Raw genomic sequence first — 14,494 nt, 5'->3', positions numbered from 1 at the left:
TTAATTGTTGATAACCTGCTGGTTAACCTTGACTCATTACAGTCTGTAAGCCCTTTTTTGCCCTTTGCTACTGGAAGCTAAATACGTATGACTTCTCAGGTTCCACCGAGCGCTTTGCTGCCGCTAACGCCGGACCAGCTGGCACGCCTTCAGGCGGCGACCACTGATTTTTCAACCACTCAGCTGGCCTGGTTATCCGGTTATTTCTGGGGAATGATTAACCAGCAGCCGGGTGCTGTCGCGGCGGTTCCGGCCCCAGCGGCAGAAGTACCGGTGATTACGCTGATTTCCGCTTCGCAGACCGGCAACGCGCGCCGCGTGAGCGAGCAACTGCGGGACGACCTGCTGGCGGCGAAGCTGAACGTCAACCTGGTGAACGCGGGCGACTATAAATTCAAACAAATTGCCCAGGAAAAGCTGCTGATTGTCGTCAGTTCCACGCAAGGGGAAGGGGAGCCGCCAGAAGAGGCCGTGGCCCTGCACAAATTCTTGTTCTCGAAAAAAGCACCCAAGCTGGACGGCACCGCGTTTGCCGTCTTTGGCCTGGGCGACAGCTCGTATGAATTCTTCTGCCAGTCCGGCAAAGACTTCGACAGTAAACTGGCTGAATTAGGCGGCGAGCGCCTGTTGGATCGCGTTGATACCGACGTAGAGTACCAGCCTGCGGCCCAGGCATGGCGCAGCAAAATCGTTGAACTGCTGAAATCCCGCGTACCGGCCGAAACCCCGGCTCAGGCTACCGCGACGGCCACGGGCGTGAGCAACGAAATCTTCACCAGCCCTTACAGCAAAGAATCACCGTTGACCGCCACGCTTGCGGTTAACCAGAAAATTACCGGGCGCGACTCCGATAAAGACGTGCGCCACATCGAAATCGATCTTGGCGACTCCGGCCTGCGCTATCAGCCGGGCGATGCACTTGGCGTCTGGTATCAGAACGATCCGGCGCTGGTGAAAGAGCTGACGGAGCTGCTGTGGCTGAAAGGCGATGAAAGCGTCACCGTCGACGGCAAAACGCTGCCGCTGAGTGAAGCGCTGCAGTGGCACTTCGAGCTGACGGTCAACACCGGCAATATCGTTGAAAACTACGCCCAGTTGACCCGTGACACGGCGCTGCTGGAGCTGGTGGGCGATAAAGCAAAACTTCAGCATTACGCGCAGACCACGCCGATTGTGGACATGGCGCGCTATGCCCCGGCAGAGCTGACGGCTGAGCAACTGACTGGCCTGCTGCGTCCGCTCACGCCGCGCCTTTACTCCATCGCTTCTTCGCAGGCGGAAGCTGAAACCGAAGTTCACATTACCGTGGGTGCGGTGCGCTATGACATCGAAGGCCGTGCCCGCAGCGGTGGGGCTTCCGGCTTCCTGGCCGACCGCCTTGAGGAAGATGGCGAAGTGCGCGTGTTCATTGAACATAACGATAACTTCCGCTTACCGGCCAACCCGGAAACCCCGGTCATTATGATTGGCCCTGGCACCGGTATTGCCCCGTTCCGCGCCTTTATTCAGCAGCGCGACAACGACGGCGCTGGCGGCAAGAACTGGTTGTTCTTCGGCAATCCGCACTTTACCGAAGATTTCCTGTATCAGGTGGAATGGCAGCGCTATGTCAAAGACGGTCTGCTGACGAACATCGATTTAGCCTGGTCCCGTGACCAGCAGCATAAAATATACGTACAAGACAAACTGCGCGAAAAAGGCGCGGAACTGTGGCGCTGGATTCAGGAAGGTGCCCACATTTACGTCTGCGGCGACGCCAACCGTATGGCGAAGGACGTTGAGCAGGCGTTACTGGAAGTGGTTGCCGTCCACGGTGGCATGGACACCGAAGCGGCAGATGAATTTTTAAGTGAGCTGCGCGTTGAGCGCCGTTATCAGCGAGATGTCTACTAATGAGCGAAAAACACCCTGGCCCTCTGGTGGTCGAAGGCAAACTGGTCGACGCCGAACGCCTGAAGCGCGACAGCGATTTTCTGCGCGGCACCATCAAAGAAGATCTGCAGGATGGCCTGACCGGCGGTTTTAACGGCGACAACTTCCTGCTGATCCGCTTCCACGGCATGTATCAGCAGGATGACCGCGATATTCGCGCCGAACGCGCTGAGCAGAAGCTGGAGCCACGCCACGCGATGATGCTCCGCTGTCGTCTGCCGGGGGGGATTATCACCACCCAGCAGTGGCAGGCCATTGATAAATTTGCCGAAGATAAGACTATCTACGGCAGCATTCGCCTGACCAACCGCCAGACATTCCAGTTCCACGGCATTCTGAAGAAGAACGTTAAGCCTGCACATGAAATGCTGCACGAGGTTGGCCTGGACGCGCTGGCGACCGCCAACGACGTGAACCGCAACGTGCTGTGTACCTCTAACCCGGTAGAGTCTGAGCTGCATCAGGAAGCCTACGAATGGGCGAAAAAGCTCTCCGAGCACCTGCTGCCGCGCACCCGCGCCTACGCCGAGATTTGGTGGGATAAAGAAAAAGTCGCCACCACCGATGAAGAGCCCATTCTGGGGCCGACCTATCTGCCGCGTAAGTTTAAAACTACGGTCGTGATCCCGCCGCAGAACGACGTGGATCTGCACGCCAACGACATGAACTTCATTGCGATTGCGGAAAACGGCAAGCTGGTTGGCTTTAACCTGTTGGTTGGCGGTGGTTTGTCCATCGAGCACGGGAATAAAAATACCTATGCCCGCACGGCAAGCGAATTCGGCTACATCCCGCTGGCGCATACTCTGGCGGTAGCAGAAGCGGTGGTAACAACTCAGCGCGACTGGGGGAACCGTACCGATCGTAAAAATGCCAAAACCAAATACACCCTTGAGCGCGTTGGTGTCGACGTGTTTAAGGCGGAAGTTGAGCGTCGGGCTGGCATCAAGTTTGAGCCAACCCGTGCTTATGAATTTACCGGCCGCGGCGATCGTATTGGCTGGGTGAAAGGTATCGACGACAAATGGCACCTGACGCTGTTTATCGAAAATGGCCGCATCCTGGATTATCCAGGCCGACCGCTGAAAACCGGCCTGCTGGAGATCGCTAAGATCCACAAAGGTGATTTCCGCCTGACGGCAAACCAGAACCTGATCGTCGCCGGCGTGCCGGAAAGCGAAAAGGCTAAAATTGAGAAACTGGCAACCGAACACGGCTTAATGAATGCGGTCACGCCGCAGCGTGAGAACTCAATGGCCTGCGTGGCGTTCCCGACCTGCCCGCTGGCGATGGCGGAAGCGGAGCGTTTCTTGCCTGAGTTTGTCACCAAAGTTGAGCAGGTGATGGATAAACACAAGGTGCCGGATGAGCACATTGTGATGCGTGTAACCGGCTGCCCGAACGGCTGTGGCCGCGCGATGCTGGCCGAAATTGGTCTCGTGGGAAAAGCCCCAGGACGCTACAACCTGCACATCGGCGGCAACCGCATCGGGACGCGTATTCCGCGCATGTACCGCGAAAACATCACCGAGCCGGAGATCCTCAGCTCGATTGATGAGCTGGTGGGGCGTTGGGCGAAAGAGCGTGAGGCCGACGAAGGTTTTGGTGATTTCACCGTGCGCGCCGGGATTATTCGTCCGGTGCTCGATCCGGCCAGGGATTTGTGGGACTAGTTTTTTACCCCCTCACCCTAACCCTCTCCCTTCCAGGGAGAGGGCCGGGTTGAGGGTCGTTTATCACTAAGTGAGGCATATATGTCCGTACTCGATCTTAACGCGCTGAACGCCCTTCCTAAGGTCGAACGCGTCATGGCGCTCGCCGAAGTGAACGCTCAGCTGGAAAAATTCAGCGCGCAACAGCGCGTGACCTGGGCGCTGGAAAATCTGCCGGGCGAATTTGTGCTCTCGTCCAGCTTCGGCATTCAGGCCGCCGTATGTCTGCATCTGGTCACGCAGCAGCGCCCCGATATCCCGGTGATCCTGACCGATACCGGCTATCTGTTCCCGGAAACCTACCAGTTTATTGATGAGCTCACCGACAAGCTGAAGCTGAACCTGCAGGTGTTCCGCGCGACCGAAAGCCCGGCCTGGCAGGAAGCGCGTTACGGTAAGCTGTGGGAGCAGGGCGTGGAGGGGATTGAGCGTTACAACGACATTAACAAAGTTGAGCCGATGAACCGCGCCCTGAAAACGCTGGAAGCGCAAACCTGGTTTGCGGGCCTGCGCCGTGAGCAATCCGGTAGCCGGGCTAATTTGCCGGTGCTGGCGGTACAGCGTGACGTCTTTAAAATTCTGCCGATCATCGACTGGGATAACCGCACGGTGTACCAGTACCTGACCGAGCACGGGCTGAAGTACCATCCGCTCTGGGATCAGGGCTATTTGTCCGTCGGCGATACCCACACCACCCGTAAATGGGAACCAGGCATGGCAGAAGAAGAGACGCGTTTCTTTGGCCTGAAACGCGAGTGCGGTTTGCACGAATAAGTATGCCCTCGCCATTACGGCGAGGGGAAAATCACTTCCCGGCCTTCGCCAACTCTTTCATCAGCGGGAGCAGAATACGCACCGTGTCATGGCTGCGTCGCTTAATTCTGCCCGGCAGCGCTTTATCCAGATACTCAAGGTTGTCGAGCGTGGCGTTATGCCAACTGGTGCCGTCCGGAAATGCCTTGTTTTTACTGCGCTGCTGATAACCGTCTTTCGCCCCAAGCGCCCAGTTGGTGGCTTCCACGGACAGCACCGGGATCCCGGCCTTGTCGAACGGTTCAGCGTCGCCACAGCAGCCGGTGCCTTTCGGGTATTTCGCATTCAGTCCCGGGTTGCTGGTGGCCTGAATCCCGGCGCGATGCGCCAGCGTCAGCGCGCGATCGCGGGTCAGTTTGCGCACGGCCGCAGGCGTTGATGCTCCGCTGTTGAAATAGAGCTTATCGCCAACGATCAGGCTGTCGAGGTTGATCACCAGCAGCGTGTTGGCCTGCTCCTCTTTGCTCATGCGGGCCAGAATATTTTTCGCGCCCAGGGCGCCAATTTCTTCTCCACTGGTGGCAATAAAGCGGACGCCGTAGCGGGTAGGGATATCTTTCAGGCGCTCGGCCAGCTCCAGCATGACGCCAAGGCCGGAAGCATTATCGTCCACGCCCTGCAGCGTGAGGCCGCCGAGATTGTTGTCCACGTCTTTATCATTGAGCGGCGTATAGGTGTCCAGATGCGCCATGATAATAATTTGCTGCGGCAGTTTACCTTCCCGGGCGGCAATCACGCTGCTGGTAGTGACGTTATGCCAGGTCTGGTGTCCCGCTTTCGTGGTGTAGATATAGCGGGTATTAAACTGGCGAATATCGCTCTGGTATCCCCAGCTTTTAAACTGCTGCTGAATGTAGTCTGCGGCCAGCATTTCGGCAGGGCTACCGGTCATTCGGCCCGGAAAATAAGTTGCGATATGGCGGGTTTGCTGGTCGGCAATGTCGCCCTGCTGTGTGACCTTTGCCACTGCGGGAAAGCTAAAGCACGCGCCCAGCGCCAGGCAAATCACCGAGCGGCGCAATGCGGAAAACATAGTACGTCCTTATTCATCTTTATTAGTCGGAAGCTTTAAGCGCCGTTAGTATGAAACTGTGAGCCAGGTTAAACAATTTCATTTGCTCTTAAACCCGCGAAAAAACGGCTGGTTAAGCACATTTTGTTGTTAGCTTTACCGCGGCGTTATTCTTTTCGGGAACTAGTCATTCCAATTCGTAATTTCATAACAAATAAGCCCAAGACTTATAGTCCCCTTAGATTAAATCTCAAGCGGCTGCGATGAACGGCCGCGGCGCATCTGCTTAAGGGAAGGTTATGGACCAAAAACGACTCACTCACTTGCGGCAACTGGAGGCTGAAAGCATCCATATTATCCGCGAGGTTGCTGCCGAATTTTCTAATCCGGTGATGATGTATTCCATTGGGAAAGACTCTTCGGTCATGCTGCATTTGGCCCGTAAAGCTTTCTACCCAGGTACGCTGCCGTTCCCGCTGCTGCACGTCGATACCGGCTGGAAGTTCCGCGAAATGTACGAGTTTCGTGACCGCACGGCGAAAGCCTACGGCTGCGATCTTATTGTGCACCGTAACCCTGAAGGCGTGGCGATGGGCATCAACCCGTTCGTTCACGGCAGCGCAAAGCATACCGACATCATGAAAACCGAAGGGCTTAAGCAGGCGCTGAATAAATACGGTTTTGATGCCGCCTTTGGCGGCGCACGCCGCGATGAAGAGAAATCCCGGGCCAAAGAGCGTATTTACTCTTTCCGCGATCGCTTCCATCGCTGGGACCCAAAAAACCAGCGCCCAGAGCTGTGGCATAACTACAACGGGCAGATAAACAAAGGCGAAAGCATTCGTGTGTTCCCGCTGTCTAACTGGACCGAGCTGGATATCTGGCAGTATATCTACCTGGAAAATATCGACATCGTTCCGCTGTATCTGGCGGCACCGCGTCCCGTGCTGGAACGCGACGGTATGTTGATGATGATTGACGACGATCGTATCGATCTGCAGCCGGGTGAGGTAATTGAACAACGTATGGTGCGCTTCCGTACTCTGGGCTGCTGGCCGCTGACCGGCGCGGTGGAATCCACCGCGCAGACGCTGCCGGAGATCATCGAAGAGATGCTGGTCTCCACCACCAGTGAACGCCAGGGACGCATGATTGACCGCGACCAGGCCGGCTCGATGGAGCTGAAAAAACGCCAGGGTTATTTCTAAGGAGCCGCCAGATGAACACCACTATTGCACAACAAATCGCTGATGAAGGCGGCGTCGAAGCCTACCTGCACGCCCAGCAGCACAAAAGCCTGCTGCGCTTTTTGACCTGCGGCAGCGTCGACGACGGCAAAAGCACCCTGATTGGCCGCCTGCTGCACGACACGCGCCAGATTTATGAAGATCAGCTCTCCTCGCTGCATACCGACAGCAAACGTCACGGCACCCAGGGCGAGAAGCTCGACTTAGCGTTGCTGGTCGACGGGCTGCAGGCTGAGCGCGAGCAGGGCATCACCATCGATGTAGCCTACCGCTATTTTTCCACCGAGAAGCGCAAATTCATTATTGCCGACACGCCGGGGCACGAACAGTACACCCGCAATATGGCGACCGGGGCATCAACCTGCGACCTGGCGATCCTGCTGATCGACGCCCGCAAAGGTGTGCTGGATCAAACCCGTCGCCACAGCTTTATCTCCACGCTGCTGGGGATCAAACACCTGGTGGTGGCGATCAACAAAATGGATCTGGTGGCGTTCAGCGAGCAGACCTTCGAGCAGATCAAACAGGATTACCTGACCTTCGCCCAGCAGCTGCCGACGGACCTGGATATCCGTTTTGTGCCGCTTTCCGCGCTGGAAGGGGATAACGTCGCCAGCGCCAGCGCCCAGATGCCGTGGTACAGCGGCCCGACGCTGCTCGAAGTGCTGGAAACAGTAGAAATTATTCGCGGCGTGGAGCAGCAGCCAATGCGCTTCCCGGTGCAGTACGTGAACCGCCCTAATCTCGACTTTCGTGGCTATGCGGGCACGCTCGCCTCGGGCATCGTGAATGTCGGCCAGCGCGTCAAAGTGCTGCCGTCTGGCGTGGAATCCAGCATCGCCCGAATCGTGACTTTTGATGGAGATTTGCAACAAGCTGGCGCGGGGGAAGCCATCACTCTGGTGCTGAAAGACGAAATCGACATCAGCCGGGGCGACCTGCTGGTAGAGGCCACGGAATCGCTGGCAGCGGTGCAGAGCGCGAAAGTGGATGTCGTGTGGATGGCGGAACAGCCGCTGGTGCCGGGCCAGAGCTTTGATATCAAAATCGCCGGGAAGAAAACCCGCGCGCGCGTCGACAATATTCAGTATCAGGTCGAGATTAACTCGCTGACCCAGCGCGTGGTGGAAAGTCTGCCGCTGAACGGGATTGGGCTGGTGGATCTCACCTTCGATGAGCCGCTGGTGCTCGATAAATATCAGGCTAACCCGGTGACCGGTGGGCTGATTTTCATTGACCGACTGAGCAACGTGACCGTCGGCGCTGGCATGGTGCGCGAGCCGCAGGCAGAGGTTTATCAGGAACCTTCGGCCTACAGCGCGTTTGAGCTTGAGCTTAACGCCCTGGTGCGTCGCCACTTCCCGCACTGGGGCGCGCGTGACCTGCTGGGAGGCAAATAATGGCCGACCATGATGAAAATGTGGTCTGGCATGCTTATCCGGTGACGCGTGAGCAACGTGAAGCCTTGCACAAGCACCGCGGCGCGGTGCTGTGGTTTACCGGCCTGTCCGGCTCCGGGAAATCGACCGTCGCCGGTGCTCTTGAGCAAGAGCTGCATAAACTTGGTGTAAGCACGTATTTGCTTGATGGTGACAATGTGCGCCACGGCTTGTGCAGCGATTTGGGCTTTAGCGATGAGGATCGCAAAGAGAACATCCGGCGGGTCGGCGAAGTGGCTGGCCTGATGGTGGATGCGGGCCTGGTCGTGCTCAGCGCGTTTATCTCGCCGCACCGGGCTGAAAGGCAAATGGTGCGCGAGCGCGCCGGAGAAGGGCGTTTCTACGAAGTGTTTGTGGACACGCCGCTGGCCATTTGCGAAACGCGCGATCCTAAAGGGCTTTACAAGAAGGCCAGGGCTGGGGAACTGAAGAATTTTACCGGGATTGATTCGGCGTATGAGGCACCGCTAAAGGCGGAAATTCACTTAGACGGCGAACAATTAGTAACAAATTTAGTGGCCCAAATATTAGACCTGCTACGTCGCGACGATATCATCAATTGCTGAAGACGCCCGGAAGCACAACGCTTCCGGCCATCAGGGTTATGAAATCAGTTATGCGCAACAGCACGAATATCGTTATATCTCAGGCTGAACCCAGCCCGACGGTCGAGGAAACCACCTGGTCATTGCCCGGGGCGTTTATCGGCTTTTTGTCGTGGCTGCTGGCGCTAGGTATTCCCTTCCTGGTCTATGGCCCCAACACGCTCTTTTTCTTCCTCTACACCTGGCCATTCTTCCTGGCGCTGATGCCGGTTGCGGTGGTGGTGGGTATTGCCTTGCACTCCATTTTGCGTGGCAAGCTGCTGTTCAGCTGTGTGGCTACGCTGCTCTCCGTGGCGCTGATGTTCGGCGTGCTCTTTATGTGGCTAATGGGCTAGCCGTGCCGAACTGCGTCAAACCGTAACAGACTATTTATGGGCAACGTTAAGCTAAACTTGCTGCAATCGCGCATGAATGCGCGTTATGTGGTAAATTCTGGCGCGATTTGGCGGGCAAGGTTGCTTACCGCAGTGGAGTCGACGAAAAAGTTGTGGGATGATTGTGCCGTTTTTCAGGGGGCAGGATGGGTAAACTAACGCTGCTGTTGCTGGCCTTGCTGGTCTGGCTTCAGTATTCGCTGTGGTTCGGAAAAAACGGCGTACACGATTACACACGCGTCAGCGAAGATGTCGCTGCGCAGCAGGCAACCAATGCCAAACTAAAATCTCGCAACGATCAGCTTTTTGCCGAAATTGACGACCTCAACGGTGGCCAGGAAGCGATTGAAGAGCGCGCTCGCAACGAACTCAGCATGACCAAGCCGGGGGAGACTTTCTATCGCCTGGTGCCGGATGCCTCCAAACGCGCAGCCAACGGTAATACCTCCAACGCCGGGCAAAATAATCGATAACTCAGCATAAGTGAAAGGCATGGCAGACTCCTCCCCGGACGTAATTGCCGTGGTACCGGCCGCCGGTATCGGCAGCCGTATGCAAACGGAATGTCCTAAGCAGTACCTACACATCGGCGACAAAACGATTCTCGAACACGCGGTGGCCAGCCTGATGGCGCATCCGCGTGTGGGTCAGGTGATCGTGGCTCTCAGCCCCAACGACACCTGTTTTTCCTCTTTGCCGCTGGCAATCCATCCTCGCGTCACCGTGGTGACTGGCGGCAAGCAGCGCGCAGATTCTGTGCTGGCTGGCCTTCAGGCTGCGGGCGATGCGGAATGGGTGCTGGTGCACGATGCCGCACGCCCCTGCCTGCACCGGGACGATCTGGATAACCTGCTGGCGATTACCGCCAGCAGCAAAGTCGGCGGTATTCTGGCGGCCCCGGTTCGCGATACCATGAAGCGGGGCGAACCCGGCAAAGGGCTGATTGCCCATACGGTTGATCGTGAAGATCTCTGGCATGCCCTGACGCCGCAGCTTTTCCCTCTCGAACTTTTGCGCAGCTGCCTGCTGCGCGCGCTGGATGAAGGCGCCACCATTACCGATGAAGCGTCGGCCCTCGAATATTGCGGCTTTCATCCAGAACTGATTAGCGGCCGGGCGGATAATATCAAGGTGACTCGCCCTGAAGACCTTGCCCTGGCGGCTTTCTATCTTACGCGGTTAACCCAAACGGAGAATGTATAATGCGTATCGGACATGGTTTTGATGTTCATGCTTTTGGCGGCGAAGGCCCGATTATTATTGGCGGCGTTCGTGTTCCGTTCGAAAAAGGGCTGCTGGCTCATTCCGACGGCGACGTTGCTCTGCATGCCCTGACCGATGCGCTGCTGGGTGCGGCTGCGCTGGGGGATATTGGCAAGCTGTTCCCGGACACCGATCCTGCTTTCAAAGGGGCGGACAGCCGCGAACTGTTGCGTGAAGCCTGGCGCCGGATTCAGGCCAAAGGTTTTACCCTCGGTAATGTTGACGTGACGATTATCGCCCAGGCGCCGAAGATGGCTCCGCACATCCCGCAGATGCGCGTCTTCATTGCCGAAGATCTCGGCTGCCATATGGATGACGTCAACGTCAAAGCAACCACCACCGAGAAACTCGGCTTTACCGGCCGCGGCGAAGGTATCGCCTGCGAAGCCGTCGCGCTGCTGCATAAGGCCAGCAAGTAATGGACATGCAGAACCTGACCTGGCTGCACGGCAAGCCGCAGGGTAGCGGCGTGATCAAGGCCAGCCCGGAAGATTTCGTGGTGATTGAGGATCTGGGCTTTGGCCCGGACGGTGACGGCGAACATCTGCTGCTGCGCATTCTGAAAAGCGGCTGCAATACGCGTTTCGTGGCCGATGCGCTGGCGAAATTCCTCAAGGTTCATGCGCGCGAAGTCAGCTTTGCCGGGCAAAAAGACAAACATGCGGTGACCGAACAGTGGTTCTGCGTTCGCCTGCCGGGCAAAGAGATGCCGGATATGAACGCTTTTACGCTCGAAGGTTGCCAGGTGCTGGAGTTTGCTCGCCACCGCCGCAAGCTGCGCTTAGGCGCGCTGAAGGGAAACCGCTTTACCCTCGTGCTGCGCGAGGTAAGCGATCGCCACGAGATGGCGCAGCGTCTGCAGGCCGTCGCGGAGCAGGGCGTGCCTAACTATTTCGGCAGTCAGCGTTTTGGCATCGGCGGGAATAACCTGCATCAGGCGAAGCGCTGGGCAGAAAGCAATGCGCCGCTGCGCGACAGAAATAAACGCAGTTTTTGGTTGTCGGCGGCCCGCAGCGCGTTGTTTAATCAGATTGTTAGCCAGCGCCTGAAAAAAACAGACTTTAATCAAGTTGTTGATGGCGATGCGCTACAATTGGCAGGACGCGGCAGCTGGTTTGTGGCGACCCCGGAAGAACTTCCTGGCCTGCAACAGCGAGTGAATGACGGCGAACTGCTGATCACCGCTTCGCTGCCGGGCGATGGCGAGTGGGGAACGCAAAATGCAGCGCTGGCTTTTGAGCAGCAATCCGTGGCGGAAGAAGAGATTCTGCTGGGGTTGTTGACGCGTGAACGGGTGGAAGCGGCACGCCGTGCGATGCTGGTTCAGCCGAAAGGGCTGAGCTGGAACTGGTGGGATGATGTTACCGTCGAGCTGAACTTCTGGTTACCGGCGGGAAGCTTTGCCACCAGCGTTGTCAGGGAACTCATGAACACAGCGGGTGATTATGCGAATATTGCTGAGTAACGATGACGGAGTCCATGCGCCTGGCATTCAGGTGCTGGCGAAGGCGTTGCGTGAATTTGCCGAGGTGCAGGTGGTGGCGCCGGACAGAAACCGCAGCGGCGCATCAAACTCGCTGACGCTCGAGTCATCGCTAAGAACCTTTACCCTCGCCAACGGGGATATCTCCGTTCAAATGGGAACGCCGACGGACTGTGTCTATCTCGGCGTCAATGCCTTGATGCATCCGCGCCCGGATATTGTGGTGTCGGGCATCAACGCCGGGCCAAACCTCGGCGACGACGTTATCTACTCCGGCACCGTTGCGGCGGCGACGGAAGGGCGTCATTTAGGGCTCCCGGCACTTGCCGTCTCGCTGGATGGCCATCAGCATTATGAAACCGCTGCGGCGGTCACCTGCTCTATCCTCCGGGCGCTGGCTCGGGAACCGCTGCGCACCGGGCGCATTCTGAACATCAACGTTCCAGATTTACCGCTGGACCAAATCAAAGGCATTCGCGTGACCCGTTGTGGCAGCCGTCATCCGGCAGACCAGGTGATTCGGCAGGAAGATCCGCGTGGCAACACGGTTTACTGGATTGGCCCGCCGGGGGAAAAACTGGATGTTGCGCCGGATACCGACTTTGCTGCCGTTGACGAAGGCTATGTTTCGGTGACGCCGCTGCACGTCGATTTAACCGCACATAGCGCCCATGAAGTCGTTGGCCACTGGCTTGAAAAGGCCGGAGTTGAGGCGCAATGGTAAGCAAACGCGTACAAACTCTTCTCGATCAATTACGTGCCCAGGGCATCAAGAATGAACAGGTTCTTGAGGCTATCGCGCAGGTGCCGCGTGAGAAGTTTGTCGATGAAGCGTTTGAACACAAAGCCTGGGAAAACACCGCGTTACCTATTGGGTCTGGCCAGACTATCTCTCAGCCGTATATGGTGGCGAGGATGACGGAATTACTGGAACTGACGCCCCAGTCAAAAGTGCTGGAGATTGGTACCGGCTCGGGCTACCAGACCGCGATTCTGGCACATCTTGTGGGGCATGTTTGCTCCGTAGAACGAATCAAAGGGCTGCAATGGCACGCCAGACGTCGTTTGAAGCAGCTGGATTTACACAATATCTCGACCCGCCACGGCGATGGCTGGCAGGGCTGGCAGGCAAAAGCGCCGTTCAACGCTATCATTGTGACAGCGGCCCCGCCGGAAATCCCTACTGCGCTGCTGTCGCAGCTGGATGACGGTGGCATTCTTGTTTTACCCGTGGGGGACGACCGGCAGTTTTTGAAGCGCGTGCGGCGTCACGGGGATGAATTTTTAATCGACACGGTAGAAGCTGTTCGCTTTGTGCCCTTAGTGCGCGGCGAATTAGCATAACCCGGAAATATCCGGTTTTCTTGCTGCCGATTCGGCGTAACGTAGCCGAATTCAGCAAAAGCTGGCGTGGTTTACGCCGCTTTTCTACAGTGTTTTATGCATATCTGGTTGTTATCATTTTGGGGGATAAATGAGCGCGGGAAGCCCAACTTTCACTTTACGCCGGGCGGCGATGTTAACGCTGACCAGCCTTTGGCTGGCAGGCTGTACAAGCAATAATAACACCCAGGCACCCATCAGTTCCGTTGGCGGCAACGGCAATCCTTCAGGCTCTTCAACCGGTAGCCTGCTGGTGACGAAGCCACCGACAATGTCCGCCCCGATTCAGCAACCTCAGATCCAATCTGTTCAGCAGCCGCAGATTCAACCGGTTCGTCAGCCTCAGGCTCAGCCCGTCGTTTCAGAGCCAGTGCACACCGAAAATGGTCGTATTGTTTACAACCGTCAGTACGGCAACATCCCTAAAGGGAGCTACGCGGGCGGCAGCACCTACACCGTTAAACGCGGCGATACGCTGTTCTACATTGCGTGGATCACCGGGAACGACTTCCGCGACCTTGCGCAGCGCAACAACGTACCGGCCCCGTACGGTCTGGAAGTGGGGCAAACCCTCCAGGTCGGCAACGCCTCCGGCACGCCAATCACCGGTGGGAACGCGGTGACCGCCGCCGATGCCCGCGCGCAGGGCGTCGCGACGCCAGTTGAACAAAACTCAACCAGGGTAGTTGCTTCTAAACCGACAATTACGTATTCTGAGGATTCAGGTGAACAGAGTGCTACTAAAATGTTACCAGGCAATAAGCCAGCTGCGACTGTCGTCACAGCACCGGTAACGGCACCTGTGGTTAGCTCTACCGAACCGACCGTCAGCAGTACGTCTAACAGCTCCCCAATTTCAACCTGGCGCTGGCCGACAGACGGTAAGATTATCGAAAACTTTGCGGCAACCGAAGGGGGCAACAAAGGCATCGATATCGCGGGCAGTAAAGGACAGGCCATTATCGCGACCGCCGCAGGGCGCGTGGTATATGCCGGTAACGCGCTGCGCGGTTACGGTAATCTAATCATCATCAAACATAACGATGATTATCTGAGTGCCTACGCCCATAACGATACAATGCTGGTCCGGGAACAAGAAGAAGTTAAGGCGGGGCAAAAAATAGCTACCATGGGTAGCACCGGAACCAGTTCTACACGATTGCATTTTGAAATTCGTTACAAGGGGAAATCCGTAAACCCGCTGCGTTATTTGCCGCAGCGATAAACCGGC

The 14,494-nt window shown here is 56.9% G+C and carries 15 protein-coding genes; 14 read left to right on the top strand and 1 reads right to left on the bottom strand.

Translation table 11 applies throughout. The annotated features are described in order from the left end of the window. The first annotated feature begins 87 nt into the window (after positions 1-87). From cysJ to cysH, 3 genes are all read left to right on the top strand, one after another. Complete coding sequence (gene cysJ / locus B9Y90_RS09685) at positions 88-1,893, top strand: NADPH-dependent assimilatory sulfite reductase flavoprotein subunit (protein ID WP_085541097.1); 1,806 nt, start codon at positions 88-90, stop codon at positions 1,891-1,893. After that, positions 1,893-3,605 carry an assimilatory sulfite reductase (NADPH) hemoprotein subunit gene (cysI, locus tag B9Y90_RS09680; protein WP_085541096.1) on the top strand — a complete coding sequence of 571 codons (1,713 nt, stop codon included), beginning with the start codon at positions 1,893-1,895 and terminating at the stop codon, positions 3,603-3,605. The genes cysJ and cysI overlap by 1 nt, the downstream gene beginning before the upstream one ends. An 81-nt stretch (positions 3,606-3,686) precedes the next feature. Further along, on the top strand, positions 3,687-4,418 hold the full coding sequence (gene cysH / locus B9Y90_RS09675) for a phosphoadenosine phosphosulfate reductase (RefSeq protein WP_085541095.1): 732 nt from the start codon (positions 3,687-3,689) through the stop codon (positions 4,416-4,418). 31 nt (positions 4,419-4,449) lie between these two features. Here cysH and B9Y90_RS09670 read toward each other — a convergent pair whose 3' ends face one another. Beyond that, positions 4,450-5,490 carry an aminopeptidase gene (locus tag B9Y90_RS09670; protein ID WP_085541094.1) on the bottom strand — a complete coding sequence of 347 codons (1,041 nt, stop codon included), beginning with the start codon at positions 5,488-5,490 and terminating at the stop codon, positions 4,450-4,452. A 278-nt stretch (positions 5,491-5,768) separates the two neighbouring features. Here B9Y90_RS09670 and cysD point away from each other — a divergent pair, with 278 nt between their 5' ends. The 11 genes from cysD to nlpD all read left to right on the top strand — a co-directional run bounded on the left by cysD (position 5,769) and on the right by nlpD (position 14,488). Beyond that, entirely contained in the window at positions 5,769-6,677 is a 909-nt protein-coding gene (gene cysD, locus B9Y90_RS09665; RefSeq protein ID WP_008458345.1) for a sulfate adenylyltransferase subunit CysD, read from the top strand. A gap of 11 nt (positions 6,678-6,688) precedes the next feature. Then, a complete protein-coding gene (cysN, locus tag B9Y90_RS09660; RefSeq protein WP_085541093.1) occupies positions 6,689-8,116 on the top strand; it encodes a sulfate adenylyltransferase subunit CysN in 1,428 nt (475 codons plus the stop codon). Further along, complete coding sequence (cysC, locus tag B9Y90_RS09655; protein WP_085541092.1) at positions 8,116-8,721, top strand: adenylyl-sulfate kinase; 606 nt, start codon at positions 8,116-8,118, stop codon at positions 8,719-8,721. Before cysN ends, cysC begins: the two co-directional genes overlap by 1 nt. A gap of 50 nt (positions 8,722-8,771) precedes the next feature. Next, complete coding sequence (locus B9Y90_RS09650; protein WP_008458338.1) at positions 8,772-9,095, top strand: DUF3561 family protein; 324 nt, start codon at positions 8,772-8,774, stop codon at positions 9,093-9,095. A gap of 185 nt (positions 9,096-9,280) precedes the next feature. Further along, positions 9,281-9,607, top strand: a complete 327-nt coding sequence (ftsB, locus tag B9Y90_RS09645) for a cell division protein FtsB (protein ID WP_008458337.1) — start codon at positions 9,281-9,283, stop codon at positions 9,605-9,607. 19 nt (positions 9,608-9,626) lie between these two features. Then, positions 9,627-10,337 (top strand): 2-C-methyl-D-erythritol 4-phosphate cytidylyltransferase, encoded by a 711-nt coding sequence (gene ispD / locus B9Y90_RS09640; protein WP_085541091.1) that lies wholly within the window; start codon positions 9,627-9,629, stop codon positions 10,335-10,337. Further along, positions 10,337-10,816, top strand: a complete 480-nt coding sequence (ispF, locus tag B9Y90_RS09635) for a 2-C-methyl-D-erythritol 2,4-cyclodiphosphate synthase (RefSeq protein WP_038479457.1) — start codon at positions 10,337-10,339, stop codon at positions 10,814-10,816. Before ispD ends, ispF begins: the two co-directional genes overlap by 1 nt. Then, the gene (gene truD, locus B9Y90_RS09630) at positions 10,816-11,862 is read left to right on the top strand and encodes a tRNA pseudouridine(13) synthase TruD (RefSeq protein WP_085541090.1); all 1,047 of its coding nucleotides are present in this window, start codon (positions 10,816-10,818) and stop codon (positions 11,860-11,862) included. Before ispF ends, truD begins: the two co-directional genes overlap by 1 nt. Beyond that, entirely contained in the window at positions 11,843-12,604 is a 762-nt protein-coding gene (gene surE / locus B9Y90_RS09625) for a 5'/3'-nucleotidase SurE (protein ID WP_039287134.1), read from the top strand. The genes truD and surE overlap by 20 nt, the downstream gene beginning before the upstream one ends. Then, positions 12,598-13,224 (top strand): protein-L-isoaspartate(D-aspartate) O-methyltransferase, encoded by a 627-nt coding sequence (locus B9Y90_RS09620; RefSeq protein ID WP_039287131.1) that lies wholly within the window; start codon positions 12,598-12,600, stop codon positions 13,222-13,224. The genes surE and B9Y90_RS09620 overlap by 7 nt, the downstream gene beginning before the upstream one ends. A 130-nt stretch (positions 13,225-13,354) precedes the next feature. Then, positions 13,355-14,488 carry a murein hydrolase activator NlpD gene (gene nlpD / locus B9Y90_RS09615; RefSeq protein ID WP_085541089.1) on the top strand — a complete coding sequence of 378 codons (1,134 nt, stop codon included), beginning with the start codon at positions 13,355-13,357 and terminating at the stop codon, positions 14,486-14,488. Positions 14,489-14,494: the final 6 nt, after the last annotated feature.

The organism is Cedecea sp. NFIX57 (assembly GCF_900177785.1).
GTDB classification, from domain to species: Bacteria; Pseudomonadota; Gammaproteobacteria; order Enterobacterales; family Enterobacteriaceae; genus Cedecea; species Cedecea neteri_C.
The sequence above is the reverse complement of the archived record's forward strand: the minus strand, read 5'-3'. Positions and strand labels throughout refer to the sequence as shown.